Here is a 14,366-nt window from a genome sequence, read left to right as displayed (position 1 = left end):
TAATTGGGAATCTCTAGCTTTTTTGTAGCTGAGAACTATTTTGTCTCAGGTTCTTAATAGGTCACAACATTCAAGTTGCCACTTTCATACTCAGCGATGAAGATGTTAGAAATATCAGTATAACCGTCTTTAGCCAGTCTCTCCACCAGCCACTCTTCTGTTTTATCAATAGACTCCAGAATATCAATTTGGACAACACCATCTGTGATAAGGGGATATTTAGGATTCTCTTCACCAGCCTGTACGATGATGAGTTGGCCGTTTTGCTCCAAAACTGCTCTCTTGACCTGCTTGAGCTGGAAAATACCTTGGCTGCGCAGCTTCAAAGCTACATCTGCTGCTGAAAGACCAACAGAACGGCAGGCTTCGGGACTCAGTTCTCCATGCTGAATCAACGTTGTCGGCTTGCCATCAATCAAATGCTTAACCGCACGGACATTATTATTGAGCCACTTTAGGGTCAAGACCAAGATAGTCCACATGATGAGAATGACTGTATACTGAAGAATGTTAATGGAGCTATTATAAATCACCCCACCGATAATGCCACCAAGGACATAGTTTTGAATCTGGTCGATCGCTGAATTGGGCGCCAGATTTCCTTTTCCCGTCACGTTGATGACAAAAACCAGTGAGAAAAGCCCCAGCGCTAGTTTAATTAGGATTTCAAGAAAATTCAATGTCATTTTTCAACCTCCACTATTTCAATATCCGTCGTCTTATGCAAGTCAATTTTTTCAAGCAGATATTTATCCGGCTCACTGCCACTCATAGCCCGATAAAAGTTCTTTCCGACCTTCAAAATCGCTCCATCCGTCGCGGCTGAAGTATTGACATAGACCTCCGACTTATCCACACCCAAGTCTTTTGAAATGACCTCGATAAAATGAAGAGAAGTTTGAAACTGGTTGTTAGAGTCTTGGTCAGTCTGAAAATTGCTAATGCCAATCAAGACCATAGCCACCAAGGCCAAAACGGAAATGATGGCTAGTTCCCGAAATTTTGAATCGCGCTTATTACGATAGGCCTTAAAAGCAAAAAATCCTGTCACAAGTAATAGCAAGACAGAAAGCGCAACTGTCACCCAGTTTTGCTGGCTAATCTGACTCAAAACATAATCATAAGAATAGAATTTCATGGCTTCCCCCTATTTTTTCTCGCTATATTATAGAAAAATTTTCCTACTTTTTCAAGTCTCTTACAATCTCTTTGCTATAAATCAGTTCTAAATTTTGTTATAATAAACTCAGTAAATTTTACTAGAAAAGGAAATTTTATGAAACTCATCTCTTGGAATATTGACTCTCTCAACGCTGCATTGACCAGTGATTCTGCCCGTGCTCAGCTTTCCCAGGCTGTTCTTCAGACCTTGCAAGCGGAAAATGCTGATATTATCGCCATTCAGGAAACAAAACTGTCTGCAACAGGTCCGACTAAAAAGCACTTGGAAATTTTGACAAATCTTTTCCCTGAATATGAAAACACTTGGCGCTCCTCCCAAGAGCCGGCCCGCAAAGGCTATGCAGGAACCATGTTCCTCTACAAAAAAGAACTGACGCCAACCGTAACCTTCCCTGAAATCGGCGCTCCATCAACCATGGATGTCGAAGGCCGCATCATTACGCTGGAATTTGACGGTTTCTTTGTCACCCAGGTCTATACACCTAATGCTGGCGATGGCCTCAAACGCTTGGATGACCGTCAAGTCTGGGATGCCAAATATGCTGAATACTTGGCAACATTAGATGAACAAAAACCAGTCCTCGCTACTGGCGACTACAATGTGGCCCACAAGGAAATCGACTTGGCCAATCCAGCAAGCAACCGCCGTTCACCAGGCTTTACCGACGAAGAACGTGCCGGCTTCACCAATCTGCTGGATAAAGGCTTTACCGATACCTTCCGCCACTTGCACGGCGATATTCCTAACCAATACACTTGGTGGGCACAACGCAGCAAGACTTCTAAAATCAAAAATACAGGCTGGAGAATCGACTACTGGCTGACCAGTAACCGTGTAGCTGACAAGGTGACCAAGTCTGATATGATTGACTCCGGTGCGCGCCAAGACCACACACCGATTGTCATGGAGATTGAACTCTAAGGAGAAAGCTAATGGACTATCAAGCTGTCATTCCTGAATTTGTAGTATCTGACATCGAAAAATCACGCCACTTCTACTGCGACTTGCTGGGCTTCTCTGTCCAATACGAGCGTCCAGAGGAGAAATTTCTCTTCCTCTCCCTTGAAGACTGCCAACTTATGCTAGAAGAAGGCAGCGCAGAAGAATTAGCCCAACTAACCTATCCTTTTGGGCGCGGTGTCAATATTTCCTTTGGCATTGAGGATGTCCCTCAGCTCCACCAAAAACTGCTGGAAGCTGACTATCCCATCCATCGTCCTCTGACAAAAAGAGAATTTCGAGTGGGAGATAGTTTTATTTACCCTCATGAATTTGCGATTTTGGATCCAGATGGTTATTTTTTAAGATTTAGTGAATAAGAAAGCGAAGTCATCAGACCTCGCTTTTTAAATGTCTTTAAAGTTATAGAGTTGCGGATAGTGATCGCACTCGGGATTTTTAGGATGGCAGATGGCACGACCAAAGTAAATCATGGCCTGATGGGCTGGCAGCCAACGTTCCGGCGGAAGGACATCCATAACTCGCTTTTCTACCTCTAGTGGCGTTGCCGACTTTTTAACAATATCATGGTGCTTGCAGATACGCTCCACATGGGTATCAACAGCAAAAGCTGGAATACCAAAGCCCACACTCATGACTACATTGGCCGTCTTGCGACCAACTCCTGCCAGACTTTCCAATTCTGCCCGCGTTTGTGGTACTTGACCGTCAAAGTCATCCAAAAGCTGCTGGGCGCATTTCTTCAAAAACTTGGCCTTGTTTCGATAGAGTCCTAGGCGGGAGATGTATTTGGCAATGTCTGCTTCACCAGCCGCAGCCATGTCTTGAGGACTTGGATAGGCTTCAAACAGAGCCGGCGTTGCCTTATTGACTGCAGCATCTGTCGTCTGAGCCGACAGCATGACCGCTACCAAAAGCTCAAAGTGATTGCGAAAATCCAGACTGGGCTTAGCGTCAGGGAAAAGAGCAATAATTTCTTCAATCACATGTCGAGCCCGTTTTTTTGATAAAACCATGATTCTTCTTTCTAAGATTGAGATAGATTTATTATATCATGAAAGGAAGAAGCATCCAAAAATCATGATTGAGAAAGCAGCTGTTCTTAATACTTTACAAACCTAACTCTCCATACGCCTTCCGGTAGCCAATCTGCAAGATTTGGTTATCTCGAACCAAGAGCGGTCGCTTAATCAGCATGCCGTCTGTCGATAGTAAATCTGCAGCTTCCTGAGCTGTGAAATGCGGAACTTTTTCTTTTAGACCCAGTTCACGGTATTTGAGACCACTGGTATTGAAAAAGGCCTTGAGCTCAAAGTCCGAGTTCTGAATCCAGTCTAGGAGTTGGTCCCGGCTAGGTGTATTTTGGACAATATCCACCGCTTCAAAGTCCACTCCTAATTGATTGAGCTCAGCCTTGGCCTTGCGGCAGGTAGAGCATTTTGGGTATTCGATAAATTGTAACATTGTTTTTCCTCCGTTCCTATGATAGCCCAGCTAGCTCCTTCTTGTCAAGCCGAGACTCATTAGAAAAAGCCGATAAGTGAAAAACTCATCGGCTGGTACAGATGCATTCCATAAAGAAATACCTCTGTTTTTTTGTTATTTCTTAATCAAACGCACGCGCACAATATTGTCGCTATTCTCAAATTTATCAACCAGCTCCTGAATCTTGCTTTGGTCCGACTCATCCAGATCCAGCAAGGTATAAGCATAATCACCCTTGGAACGATTGATGATATTGTCGATGTTGATATTTAGATCACTGACCGCTGTTGAAATCCGAGCCACAATATTCGGTACATTTTTGTTAATCAGGGTAATCCGATAAGGCGCTGAGAGTGCCTGACGGACATTAGGGAAATTCACTGAATTGATAATCTCGCCTGTTTCCATGAAGCGACGGATAGTTTTCCCAGCCATAATAGCACAGTTGAGCTCAGCTTCCTCTGTTGATCCGCCCAGATGCGGAAAGACTGTAATCTGCGGATGACGGAGCAGCTCATCTACACCAAAGTCTGTGATATAGCGCTTGATAACACCTGCTTCCAAGGCTTCAAAGAGGGCAGCATTGTCCACCAGCTCGCCACGGGCAAAGTTGATAAGGGTTGTTCCTTTTTGCATGAGACCAAAAGCCTCCTGATCGAAAGTAGCACGCGTATCCTCAGTCAGAGGCACGTGGATAGTGATATAATCACTCTTTTCAAAAATTTCCTTTATATCCGCTACCCGCTTGACATGGCTAGAGATATTCCAAGCTGTTTCAATGGATACATAAGGGTCATAACCAAGGACATTCATTCCCAGACGATAGGCATCGTTGGCAATACGGCCGCCGATAGCTCCTAACCCTATGACTCCCAAAGTCTTGTCTGAAATCTCTGTCCCAGCAAACTGTTTCTTACCAGCTTCCACTTGCTTGGGAACATCATCTCCAGAAAGGTCATTAGCCCAACTGTTAGCTGCGATATAGTCACGGGCAGACAGAAGAATGGAAGCCAAGACCGCTTCTTTCACCGCATTGGCATTAGCTCCTGGCGTATTGAAGACTACAATTCCCTGAGCCGTTGCCTGTTCGACCGGAATATTATTGGTTCCTGCACCTGCCCGCGCAATGGCTTTGAGCTTGCTCGGAAATTCCTGTCCATGCAGGTTTTGACTGCGCAGGATATAAGCATCCGGATTGTCAGACTTGTCTCCATCAATTTGAAAAACATTGCCCAGCTCCTTGAGTCCGATTTGATTGATATTGTTAAAGGTTTTGACACTAAAGACCATAGATTCCCTCCCTTAAGAATTTTCTTCTTCAAATTTCTGCATAAAGGCAATCAAGTCCTTGACTCCTTGGAGCGGAAAGGCATTGTAGAGACTGGCTCTCATACCGCCTACGCTGCGGTGCCCCTTGATATTCTTGAATCCCGCTGCTGCAGCCTCTTTGTTAAACTTGGCATCCAGCTCTGGGCTAGGAGACACAAAGGGAATATTGGCTACTGAGCGCTGCTCCTTGTAACGGACTGGACTGCGATAAAAGTCAGATTGCTCAATGAAATCGTACAAAAGGCCAGATTTTTCCCGATTGCGCTTTTCCATTTCTGCTACGCCACCTAGCTCCTTGACCCACTCAAAGACCAGCTTGGCCATATAGATGGCGAAAGTCGGTGGTGTATTGTAAAGAGAGCCATTGTCCGCCTGAATACGGTAATCCAACATGCTAGATAGAACGAGTTCGTCATCCAGCAAGTCTTCTCGGATTATGACAACTGTCACGCCAGCAGGTCCGATATTCTTCTGAGCCCCAGCATAAATCAAACCGAAATCCTCTACTCGGTACTGAGCAGCCAGGATATTAGAAGACATGTCCGCCACAATCGGCACGCCATTAGTCGCAGGAAGGTCATAAATAGCCGTTCCTTCGATAGTATTATTTGTGGTCAGATGCACATAAGCCGCCTGCGGATCAATCTCCTTTTCATCAAAAGAAGGTATTTCTGTGTAATTTAGGTCCTCTGATGAAGCCAAGAGAATAGGCTCAAAAGGAATGAACTTAGACAGCTTGACTGCTTCGGTGTAAGCTTTCTTTCCCCAAGATCCAGCCACTAGGTAATAGGCCTTGCCGCCTTGGGCTAGATTAAGGGGAATCATGCTAAACTGGGTAGAAGCTCCCCCCTGCAGAAAGAGCACGCGATAATTGTCCGGAATATCCATGAGCTCACGCAGCAAGCTCTCAGCTTCTTTGATAATATCGTCAAATTCCTTGGATCGGTGGGACAGCTCCATCACACTCATGCCACTTTGGGCATAGTCTAAAAACTCAGCCTGAGCTTTTTTCAAGACTTCCTTGGGCAATACTGCCGGTCCAGCAGAAAAATTGTAAATCGTCATATCCTACCTCCAAAATTTATTTTGTATATCATATCACAAAGTTTAGAAAATATCTATTTTTTCTTAAAAAGAAGGGAATTTTTTAGGAAAACACGAACAAAATGAAGAAATAATAAAAGAAGCTGTGAAAGCTTCTAATTATTTTCGACCTAATTTTAATAGAATAACTATATCAATATAAAACTACCGCTGATAAATGTTTAGTTTCTAATCAATTTTTTTGGCATCAATAAATCATACAAATAACCATGTTTAAGCATATCCAAATTAAACACATACGGAATATGAGCAAATGCCTCTGCTAATGGCAAACGAGCCGTTTTCCAGCCCACCCCATCTGTCACCCACACAAACTCTACATCATCTGGTGAATTGACGACGAACTGGCTCAATTCAGTAAACTCTCCAGCAACAGCCTTCAGTTTGCTGCCGCCTCCACCATAGTAGTTTGTTTCAATCAACCAAATTTTATGTTTTTCCTTTGAATAAACAGCTACATCAAAACGGCGTTGTGATTTATCAACTGGTACTTCTATATTCCACATTTCTTTTATGAAAGATGGCGTGGTTTGGGATTTAAACTCTAAATCATGCTGCTGACAAACTTTAGCAACACTTCGTTCAAGGATGCCTTCCATAGTCGTTCCACTTCGATTTTTACGAGCATTACTATCTAATCCCGCTTCTACACCATACACATAATCAACAAGTGATCGGCTAGCTTCCTTTTGTAAAAAGTACAACAAACCAGCTTGCTCAATAAAATCTACATAAACTTTTATATCACTTTTGTCAATCTTCTTAAAATCTAATTGATGAAAGCTCATATTATCATCTTCATCCAAGGAAAGAATATCTAAAACTTTATCACGGCTGGCAATCAAGCTAGGAACAGCCCTCAGTAAATCAGGCTGTTTTGAAAATAAATTAAAGGCCTCTTCATAAATATTATCTTTACCAATTAAATAGTTTAAAGTGTTTAATTCAAGTTCAAACTCCTTTGTCTCTCGTCTAACCTTACTCCAATTTACATAGTACTCTGGTGTACGGTTGGTAACTGAAAGAGTTGAGAGGAAATATTGTAATCTTTCGTCTGATGATAATTGAATATAATTCTCTAAATTCATATTTCCTCCTTTGGTATAGGTAAACCAAACTCCTTTAAAGGAATATAATTAAAGCGATAGTAACAGCCTACACTTATAATATAATCTAAGACATCTTTATAATTTGAATTTAAAAACCATTCATCAAGTAAATAATAATATTTAACTTCTTTATTTAAAGGTGAAAATAACTTTTTATATTGTTTCAACTTAAAATCACATGTTTGTAATTTTTCATCAACACTTCCTTGAGTTTTTTGCGTTTTCTTTTCAATGATAAAAACTGTATTATTATCCATTACAAAAATGGAATCATCTGGTAACAATTTTTTGGAAATAATCGCTTTATAGTTCAGGGCTACTTCATCAAAATAACGATATAAACCATGTTTTTGAAAAATTTCTGCTACTTTTTCCCCTTCAAAATTTACTATCCACCGTGCTGTGGAGCTCCTTTTTATTTTTCTTACCTCGCCTGTTCGTTTCACAAGTTTAATATCAAAATCATTTTCCACAACTTCATATCCACTTTGTTTTGAAATAAAATTTGGCAAGTCTGTTTTCAATTCAAAAGCTAGCCCTGTTTTCGTATTCGCACCACCTACGCCACCTTTTTTCATCTCTCTTCCTCCAATCTTCTTTTGGCTATTTCTAAATAATCTTTCTCCGCATCAATACCAATAAATTTACGACCTAACCGCTTAGCTACAACTCCTGTTGTTCCACTGCCAACAAAGGGATCAAGTATATAATCATTTTCTTTAGTACTAGCTAAAATGATCCGTTCTAATAAATATTCTGGCTTTTGCGTTGGATGTTTTCCGGCCCACTTCTCTGCCTTTTTAGTTAGCGGTCCCATCCACACATCCTTCATCTGTTTACCGCCATTAATATCTTTCATCAAATCATAATTATAGTAATGCTTAGCCTTTTTATCATCTTTACGAGCCCACAAAATCGTTTCCGTGGAATGAGTAAAATAGCGGCAAGATAGATTCGGAGCTGGGTTGCTCTTTTGCCAAGTAATATTATTTAAAATTTTAAAACCTTCTTGTTCCAAGGCCATACCCACAGAGTAAATATTATGTAAGCTGCCTGAAATCCAGATAGTACCATTAGGCTTTAAAATAGGTCTGACTAATCGTAACCACCGTCGATTAAAGTCATGTTTCTCCTCAAGGCCAGAAACCTTATCCCAATCACCTTTATCAACAGAGACAATGTTACCGCCAGAATTTGAAAAACCACCGTTACTCAAAAAGTATGGTGGATCAGCAAAGATCATATCCATACTTTCTGGCTTCATTTGTGATAAGAAGTCAAAGGTATCTGCATGAACCAGAATAGCCCTTTCCTTATTATAGTATGGTTTTGTCATTAAAACACCCCCATACTTATATTCGTAATTAGTCATAATTTGTTACTATAATTTCTGAAATTTTTCCACGACTTGAGCTCTTAGCACCATTAGTTCGCTGAGCTTCCACAAAATAAATATTAAAATCCTTGTATAATTCTTCTACCAAAGGACTCGAGGAATTTGACAGCATAGCATAGACTCCTCGCTCCGTCAATTCCTTAAAAGTATCGCGTAACCGAACCTGTTCCTCATAAGAAAAGCCCTCGTGGGTATAAGAGGTAAATGAGCTTGTTTCGTTTAACGGAATATAGGGCGGATCAAAATAGACAAAGTCGCCTGTTTGAGCATCCTTAACTGCCTCCGCAAAATCCGTTTGCAAAATTTCTACATCGTTCTCATTTAGATATTCACTGATTTGATAAAGTAAATCTACATCCACTATTTTTGGATTTTTATAGCGGCCGTAAGGAACATTAAACTGATTTTTAGAATTGACTCGATACAATCCATTGAAATCAACCCGAAGCATGTAGAGAATTCGCGCCGCTCTCTCTACCCCTGTCATCCTGCTAATTCGACCATCGCGATCTGCCGAACGCAATGCTAAATAATAATCTTTGCTATTATTCTCTTTATGCTTTATCAGTAAATTAATCAATTCAGCTGGATTATTTTTTATCTGGCGATAGGCATTTATCAGTTCCTCGTTAAAGTCATTAATGACCGCTTGTTCTGGAGCCAAATCAAAAAATAAAGCTCCGCCGCCAACAAATGGCTCAAAATAGCGACCATAAGTCTCCGGCATGTAGCTCCTTAACTCTTCTAAAAGTTGGCGCTTTCCCCCAGTCCATTTAGTAAACGGTTGGAGATTATAATATTTTAATTTTACATTAGTGTCTAAAGACATGATTATTCCTTTTAAGTGTAATGAAATTATTATAACACATACCAAACAAAGAATTTGCTTTTATGTTATAAAATACAAAGAAGCCGCTAAAAAGAAAAGTTGAAATAAGATTTCAACTTTCTCTTAGTTCATGATAAACCGCATAGAGCTCGCTCTTGTTCCTGCCGTATTTCTTGGCCACTTCCTTGATGGCCTGATTTTTTTTGCTGCCAGCTTCAACTAAAAGATCAATCTCAGCTAGGATCTGCTCTTGAGAAATTTCTTGTGGAGCATCTTCTGCCGCCCCAGCTACAATCAAGAGACACTCTCCTTTAGGCGGATGTTCAGCCGTATAGGCCAGCAACTCTGAAATCAGCCCTCGTTGATACTCTTCGTGAATCTTAGTCAGCTCGCGCACCAAGACGACTTGGCGGTCACCATAAACTGCCAGCATATTTTCCATCGTAGACCGAACCCGATGAGGGGATTCGTAGAAAATCTGAGTCTCAGGATAGGATTTTTTGCTAGTAAAAAATTCCTTCTGCTGTCCAGCCTTTCTAGGCAGAAAACCATAGAAAATATGCGGTTGGGGAGCCAATCCGCTGGCAATCAAGGCTGTTATTCCAGCACTAGGACCAGGAATCGGTACTACAGTAATTCCAGCTTCTAGCGCTGCCTGAACCAAATCATGTCCAGGATCAGAAATACTGGGCAGACCAGCATCCGAAACCTGGGCTATATCACTTCCACTTTGAAGCATGTCCAAGAGAACTGGGATTTTCTCCTTAGCATTGTGCTCATGAAAACTGATCTGTTTGGTCTCAATCTCAAAATGCTTAAGCAGAAGGCCCGTATTTCTCGTATCTTCAGCCGCAATCCTGTCAACCTCTTTCAGGGTATTGACCATACGGATGCTCATATCATCCAGATTTCCGATAGGAGTCGCGACCAGATAAAGCTTGCCGTAGGCAGTTTCGCCCTTAAAACTTTTTTGAACCTGCATCGCTACTCCCTAAATAACAATTCATCACAGAACATACACTCTGCGTCATTCTCCCGGCGCTGGCCATAGAAATCCGTACAAACATGAAAGCCGTCATAGTAAAGCTTACGCAGATTATCCCGGTTTTTCTTGGTCTTGGTCGGAGCTTCCTTCTCCACCTCTCCCAAGCGCTCCCTCAGCTTGTCATTTTCCAGATGCAGAGCAATATTTTCCTCTACCACACTCTTGAGATTTTTCTTGACAGCCTCCACCTCAGCAAGGGTCACTAAAAGCGTCTGTGAAAAATCATCTAAGGCGTCAAATAAGTCTTTTTTATCCATTTTATACTCCTGTGCTGCCTCTTTTTACTTTCCCTTCAAAGTCATATATTCTAAAGCATTTTGAAAAGATACATTGGCCCGCCACATCTTCCGAGCCAGCAAAAGCTGCTCCAAGGCCTGTCGACCGTTTTCTGTTGCTATCTCCTTATAAAATAACACTTCTAAGAGCTTGAAGACCTGTTCCTGCTTCTCCTTATCATCAGCCATCTTTGCCAGACGTGAAACCTGCAGAAATGCCTGACTGGAGCGATTTTGAAAATCCTTGACAAAGCGCTCGCATTCGCTGACTAATTCAAAAAAGGCGTTATTATGAGCCAAGCTTTCCGCTTCTGACTGAGTCTGACTGTAGGCAGCTATCAGCTCCGCTCGACTTTTAATCAAGCCATCCTGTTCCAAACTGTGCTGCAAAGCAGCTGTATTTTTCAAAAAATGATAAACCTGAGTCCGACTTCGAATCGTCGGCAGAATCAGCTGTTCATCAGCAGTCAGGAGAAAGATATAAATCTCGCTCTGCGGCTCCTCAATGACTTTGAGCAAGGAATTGGCTGCATTGACGTGCATCCGATCCGCATCGCAGATAATGAAAACCTGCTGACTGCCTTCCAGACCACTCTGAGAGAAGTTTCGGACCAGCTCCCTAACTCGGTCTGTTTTGATAATGTTATTAGCTGGTCGCACCACCGTTACATCAGAAAAGTCTTCTTCTGCAATCAAACGACAGGAACGACAAGACTGACAAGGCCAGACGCCCTGCTTATTCTCGCAAAATAGACTCTGAGACAGGATTTGAGCCATGACAAAACTACCAAAGGCTCCGGTAAATAAGTAGGCGTGACTAAGCCGCCCCTGTTCAAGAATATGCTGAAACTGCTCAAACAAGCTGGGCTGGCTTTGCTGTAAATCTTTTATCTTCATGACGGATTCCCAAATCGTTCCTGAATGATGGCCAAACTATCAGCCACTACCTTATCCAAAGGTTGGCTGGCATCCACCTTGACAAAGCGCTCAGGCTCCTTGTCAAGAATCGCCAAATAACCCTGCCGAACCCGCTGGTGCAGGTCTAAACCCTCCAGATCAAGCCGATTCACCTCTCGGCTTTCACTCTTAGCAATCCGCGCCAGCCCTTCTTCCACATCAATATCAAAATAGAGGGTCAAATCAGGCTTGAGTCCATCTGTCGCAAACTGATTGAGCCATTCAATGTCCGCTACATCCAGACCACGGCCGTAGCCCTGATAGGCCACTGAGCTATCGATAAAACGGTCCATCAAGACAATCTTCCCTTGGGCCAAAGCTGGCAAAACCCGCTCAGCCAAGTGCTGGCGGCGACTAGCTATGTACAGTAAGAGTTCCGTCTTTGCATCCATAGCCGTATGGCTAGGCTCCAAAATCACTTCGCGAATGGCCTCCGCAATCTGGACGCCACCCGGCTCCCGCGTCGTAATCAGACCAGTACCATAATTTTTCAAAAAAGGAAGCAAGGCTTCCAACACACTCGACTTTCCAGCCCCTTCCGGACCTTCCAGCGAAATCAAAATACCATTTTTCATCTTTACCTTGAATCTCTAACTTCTATTTTTTGTTCTTTATAAGAAAATGCACATAAGACTTGCCCTAAAGATTGATATAAGCCACTGTTGAAGCATGTCCAAACGGCTGAGTAGCCTGATAAGAGCCGATTCCGTCAGCTAATTATTTTCATCCTACTCTTTTTATCTATTGTTTATTTTACCAAAAAAAAAGCTAAAAGCCCATCATAAGAAAAGACTTTAAAAATTTTTTCAAAGTCTTTCATAAAGGCTAAATTTTTGGTAAAATATATTCAGAAGAAATTTCTGGAAATAGATTTAGGAGGATGTCATGTTTAAATTAAAAAACGTACTGGCCATCATTTTTGGGGCTGGAATTTTTTCTTTTGGGATTCATTATTTGGTCATTCCCTTTCATTTATATGAAGGTGGCGCGACGGGTTTGACCTTGATTGCCTACTATCTATTTAAAATCCCTGTCTCGACGACCAACCTGATTATTAACATTCCTCTCTTTATTATTGCTTGGAAGCTGTTAGGCTCGCGAACCCTCTATCTCAGCATTCTAGGGACCTTCTCCGTGTCTGCTTGGCTCAAAATTTTTGAAATCCTACCTGCCTCCAAACACTTGCAAGACTATTTTCTTTCAGCTCTGGACGGGGATGTTTTACTGGCCTGCCTTGGAACAGGGATTGTTTTGGGGATTGGACTAGGCATCATCTTCAATGCTGGCGGAACGACGGGCGGTACTGACATTGTAGCCCGCATCTTTAATAAATACACTAGCATTTCCATGGGCAAACTCATGCTGACTGTTGATTTTGTGGTCATCACCTTAGTTCTCCTTGTTTTCAAAGACCTACGCATGGTGTCTTATACCCTGATGTTTGTCTTTATCACCTCGCGCGTCATTGACCTGATTGCAGAAGGAGGCTTTGCCGGCAAGGGATTCCTTATCGTTACCAGCAAACCGGCTGAACTGGCTGAAGCTATCAATAACAAGCTGGATCGTGGAGTGACCTTCCTCAAGGGTCAAGGCTTCTATAGCAAGCAGGACTTGCAGATTGTCTACTGCGTTGTATCCCGTAACGAAATGCAGCAGATGAAGAAACTCATTAACCAAGTCGATCCATTTGCCTTTACAACTATTACCGAAGCCCATGAGATTTTGGGCGAAGGCTTCACTTTAGATGCCAACAAACAACCTATTGTACGTTAAAAACCTCATCCAATGATGAGGCTTTTTTATCGCTTATAAAACTTTCGCTGAAGTATGTGTAATCTCAGCCAGCTCAATCGCATGCTCCTCAAATTTTTTCTTGAGAAGCGCCGTATCTATATTACCAGATAATTGTACTTCAATGACAACTTTGCCATCCTTGCGTGGGATATTGACGGTATTGGAGATGTTGAGATTTTCTTCCACCAGAAGACGGATAATCTGCTCAAGAACCCCCACCTTATTCTCAGTGACAAAGCGCAGACGGACTCCCTCTTCACCATAGCCAGACACTTCTAAGAAAGCCTTGAAAATATCACGGTCAGTAATAACCCCGTAAAGTTGCTCATTGTCCACGACAGGCAGGATACCAATCTTATTTTTCAGCATCAGATAGGTCGCATCTTCCAGACTGGCAAACTGAGAGATCGTAACCACATCACGAATCATAACATCACCAACCTTGGTTTTGTTGAGAAGATAATTCATCTCATAAATGGACAGGCTTGTTGCCTTAGATGGACTAGCTTCTGCAATCGTTCCTTCTGTCACCAGTCCCACTAGTTGGTCGTTCTCAATCACCGGCAGACGGTGGAGCTTCTGCTCACGCATCATATCTGCCGCATGAGCAATTGTTGTATCTGGGCTGATATAAACCACCTTACGTGTCATAAAATCTTTAACTGCCATAAGAGTTCCCTCTACTTCCTATCCATAATTCTTATACTTATTATACTTTATTTTGAAGCTGATTTCAAACGCTTCCAAGGCCTGTGCCTAAGTTTTCAAAATTTAGAAAAATCCCGCGATTGGAAAAATTGAAGATAGACAATAGTCTACTATACTAGCTTAACATCCAAGAGAAGAAGAACCTGAGACAAAATAGTTCTCAGCTACAAAAAAGCTAGAGATTCCCAATTA

18 protein-coding genes are annotated in these 14,366 nt (G+C 42.1%); 3 read left to right on the top strand and 15 right to left on the bottom strand.

Annotation, left to right across the window (positions count from 1 at the left end; all coding sequences use genetic code 11):
* Positions 1–53 precede the first annotated feature (53 nt).
* Complete coding sequence (locus RYK49_RS11145) at positions 54–686, bottom strand: DUF421 domain-containing protein (RefSeq protein ID WP_314865718.1); 633 nt, start codon at positions 684–686, stop codon at positions 54–56.
* Positions 683–1,138 carry a DUF3290 family protein gene (locus tag RYK49_RS11140; protein WP_125351218.1) on the bottom strand — a complete coding sequence of 152 codons (456 nt, stop codon included), beginning with the start codon at positions 1,136–1,138 and terminating at the stop codon, positions 683–685. Before RYK49_RS11140 ends, RYK49_RS11145 begins: the two co-directional genes overlap by 4 nt.
* A gap of 138 nt (positions 1,139–1,276) precedes the next feature.
* On the opposite strand from RYK49_RS11140, the gene RYK49_RS11135 reads away from it, so the two are divergent.
* On the top strand, positions 1,277–2,104 hold the full coding sequence (locus tag RYK49_RS11135; RefSeq protein WP_314865713.1) for an exodeoxyribonuclease III: 828 nt from the start codon (positions 1,277–1,279) through the stop codon (positions 2,102–2,104).
* An 11-nt stretch (positions 2,105–2,115) separates the two neighbouring features.
* A complete protein-coding gene (locus RYK49_RS11130; RefSeq protein WP_314578629.1) occupies positions 2,116–2,502 on the top strand; it encodes a VOC family protein in 387 nt (128 codons plus the stop codon).
* Positions 2,503–2,529: 27 nt separating this feature from the next.
* Here the strand turns inward: RYK49_RS11130 and nth are convergent, their stop codons facing one another.
* The 12 genes from nth to tmk all read right to left on the bottom strand — a co-directional run bounded on the left by nth (position 2,530) and on the right by tmk (position 12,247).
* Positions 2,530–3,159: an endonuclease III gene (gene nth, locus RYK49_RS11125; protein ID WP_002905943.1), complete on the bottom strand. Its 630-nt coding sequence runs from the start codon at positions 3,157–3,159 to the stop codon at positions 2,530–2,532.
* Between the two features lie 94 nt (positions 3,160–3,253).
* The gene (locus RYK49_RS11120; RefSeq protein WP_314831510.1) at positions 3,254–3,607 is read right to left on the bottom strand and encodes an arsenate reductase family protein; all 354 of its coding nucleotides are present in this window, start codon (positions 3,605–3,607) and stop codon (positions 3,254–3,256) included.
* 135 nt (positions 3,608–3,742) lie between these two features.
* A complete protein-coding gene (locus tag RYK49_RS11115) occupies positions 3,743–4,918 on the bottom strand; it encodes a 3-phosphoglycerate dehydrogenase family protein (protein ID WP_314831509.1) in 1,176 nt (391 codons plus the stop codon).
* 12 nt (positions 4,919–4,930) lie between these two features.
* Complete coding sequence (serC, locus tag RYK49_RS11110; protein WP_314831508.1) at positions 4,931–6,022, bottom strand: 3-phosphoserine/phosphohydroxythreonine transaminase; 1,092 nt, start codon at positions 6,020–6,022, stop codon at positions 4,931–4,933.
* A gap of 200 nt (positions 6,023–6,222) precedes the next feature.
* Positions 6,223–7,149, bottom strand: coding sequence for a type II restriction endonuclease (locus RYK49_RS11105; protein WP_314831507.1), 927 nt, complete (start codon positions 7,147–7,149; stop codon positions 6,223–6,225).
* Positions 7,146–7,748, bottom strand: coding sequence for a PD-(D/E)XK nuclease superfamily protein (locus RYK49_RS11100; RefSeq protein WP_314831506.1), 603 nt, complete (start codon positions 7,746–7,748; stop codon positions 7,146–7,148). Before RYK49_RS11100 ends, RYK49_RS11105 begins: the two co-directional genes overlap by 4 nt.
* Positions 7,745–8,542, bottom strand: coding sequence for a DNA methyltransferase (locus tag RYK49_RS11095; RefSeq protein WP_314831505.1), 798 nt, complete (start codon positions 8,540–8,542; stop codon positions 7,745–7,747). The genes RYK49_RS11100 and RYK49_RS11095 overlap by 4 nt, the downstream gene beginning before the upstream one ends.
* The gene (locus RYK49_RS11090) at positions 8,535–9,395 is read right to left on the bottom strand and encodes a DNA adenine methylase (RefSeq protein ID WP_314831504.1); all 861 of its coding nucleotides are present in this window, start codon (positions 9,393–9,395) and stop codon (positions 8,535–8,537) included. Before RYK49_RS11090 ends, RYK49_RS11095 begins: the two co-directional genes overlap by 8 nt.
* A 112-nt stretch (positions 9,396–9,507) precedes the next feature.
* Positions 9,508–10,377 carry a 16S rRNA (cytidine(1402)-2'-O)-methyltransferase gene (gene rsmI, locus RYK49_RS11085; protein WP_314865711.1) on the bottom strand — a complete coding sequence of 290 codons (870 nt, stop codon included), beginning with the start codon at positions 10,375–10,377 and terminating at the stop codon, positions 9,508–9,510.
* A 2-nt stretch (positions 10,378–10,379) separates the two neighbouring features.
* The gene (gene yabA / locus RYK49_RS11080) at positions 10,380–10,697 is read right to left on the bottom strand and encodes a DNA replication initiation control protein YabA (RefSeq protein ID WP_002894690.1); all 318 of its coding nucleotides are present in this window, start codon (positions 10,695–10,697) and stop codon (positions 10,380–10,382) included.
* 24 nt (positions 10,698–10,721) lie between these two features.
* On the bottom strand, positions 10,722–11,612 hold the full coding sequence (locus RYK49_RS11075) for a DNA polymerase III subunit delta' (protein ID WP_314865709.1): 891 nt from the start codon (positions 11,610–11,612) through the stop codon (positions 10,722–10,724).
* Entirely contained in the window at positions 11,609–12,247 is a 639-nt protein-coding gene (tmk, locus tag RYK49_RS11070; protein WP_125402487.1) for a dTMP kinase, read from the bottom strand. The genes RYK49_RS11075 and tmk overlap by 4 nt, the downstream gene beginning before the upstream one ends.
* Positions 12,248–12,557: 310 nt before the next feature.
* Here tmk and RYK49_RS11065 point away from each other — a divergent pair, with 310 nt between their 5' ends.
* Entirely contained in the window at positions 12,558–13,445 is an 888-nt protein-coding gene (locus tag RYK49_RS11065; protein WP_002923623.1) for a YitT family protein, read from the top strand.
* Between the two features lie 33 nt (positions 13,446–13,478).
* On the opposite strand, the gene RYK49_RS11060 is transcribed toward RYK49_RS11065, so the two are convergent.
* The gene (locus RYK49_RS11060) at positions 13,479–14,135 is read right to left on the bottom strand and encodes a CBS domain-containing protein (protein WP_314831501.1); all 657 of its coding nucleotides are present in this window, start codon (positions 14,133–14,135) and stop codon (positions 13,479–13,481) included.
* Between the last annotated feature and the right edge of the window lie 231 nt (positions 14,136–14,366).

It is taken from the genome of uncultured Streptococcus sp. (assembly GCF_963525625.1).
Classification (GTDB): domain Bacteria; phylum Bacillota; class Bacilli; order Lactobacillales; family Streptococcaceae; genus Streptococcus.
Note: the sequence above shows the minus strand (reverse complement) of the source record. Positions and strands in the feature narration are given on the sequence as shown.

Coding starts and splice junctions, on each gene's coding strand:
- RYK49_RS11115 (WP_314831509.1), bottom strand. CDS start 4,918: ATGGTCTTTAGTGTCAAAACCTTTAACAATATCAATCAAATCGGACTC.
- RYK49_RS11090 (WP_314831504.1), bottom strand. CDS start 9,395: ATGTCTTTAGACACTAATGTAAAATTAAAATATTATAATCTCCAACCG.
- RYK49_RS11105 (WP_314831507.1), bottom strand. CDS start 7,149: ATGAATTTAGAGAATTATATTCAATTATCATCAGACGAAAGATTACAA.
- RYK49_RS11145 (WP_314865718.1), bottom strand. CDS start 686: ATGACATTGAATTTTCTTGAAATCCTAATTAAACTAGCGCTGGGGCTT.
- RYK49_RS11065 (WP_002923623.1), top strand. CDS start 12,558: ATGTTTAAATTAAAAAACGTACTGGCCATCATTTTTGGGGCTGGAATT.
- rsmI (WP_314865711.1), bottom strand. CDS start 10,377: ATGCAGGTTCAAAAAAGTTTTAAGGGCGAAACTGCCTACGGCAAGCTT.
- serC (WP_314831508.1), bottom strand. CDS start 6,022: ATGACGATTTACAATTTTTCTGCTGGACCGGCAGTATTGCCCAAGGAA.
- tmk (WP_125402487.1), bottom strand. CDS start 12,247: ATGAAAAATGGTATTTTGATTTCGCTGGAAGGTCCGGAAGGGGCTGGA.
- RYK49_RS11060 (WP_314831501.1), bottom strand. CDS start 14,135: ATGGCAGTTAAAGATTTTATGACACGTAAGGTGGTTTATATCAGCCCA.
- RYK49_RS11095 (WP_314831505.1), bottom strand. CDS start 8,542: ATGACTAATTACGAATATAAGTATGGGGGTGTTTTAATGACAAAACCA.
- nth (WP_002905943.1), bottom strand. CDS start 3,159: ATGGTTTTATCAAAAAAACGGGCTCGACATGTGATTGAAGAAATTATT.
- RYK49_RS11120 (WP_314831510.1), bottom strand. CDS start 3,607: ATGTTACAATTTATCGAATACCCAAAATGCTCTACCTGCCGCAAGGCC.
- RYK49_RS11075 (WP_314865709.1), bottom strand. CDS start 11,612: ATGAAGATAAAAGATTTACAGCAAAGCCAGCCCAGCTTGTTTGAGCAG.
- RYK49_RS11130 (WP_314578629.1), top strand. CDS start 2,116: ATGGACTATCAAGCTGTCATTCCTGAATTTGTAGTATCTGACATCGAA.
- yabA (WP_002894690.1), bottom strand. CDS start 10,697: ATGGATAAAAAAGACTTATTTGACGCCTTAGATGATTTTTCACAGACG.
- RYK49_RS11100 (WP_314831506.1), bottom strand. CDS start 7,748: ATGAAAAAAGGTGGCGTAGGTGGTGCGAATACGAAAACAGGGCTAGCT.
- RYK49_RS11135 (WP_314865713.1), top strand. CDS start 1,277: ATGAAACTCATCTCTTGGAATATTGACTCTCTCAACGCTGCATTGACC.
- RYK49_RS11140 (WP_125351218.1), bottom strand. CDS start 1,138: ATGAAATTCTATTCTTATGATTATGTTTTGAGTCAGATTAGCCAGCAA.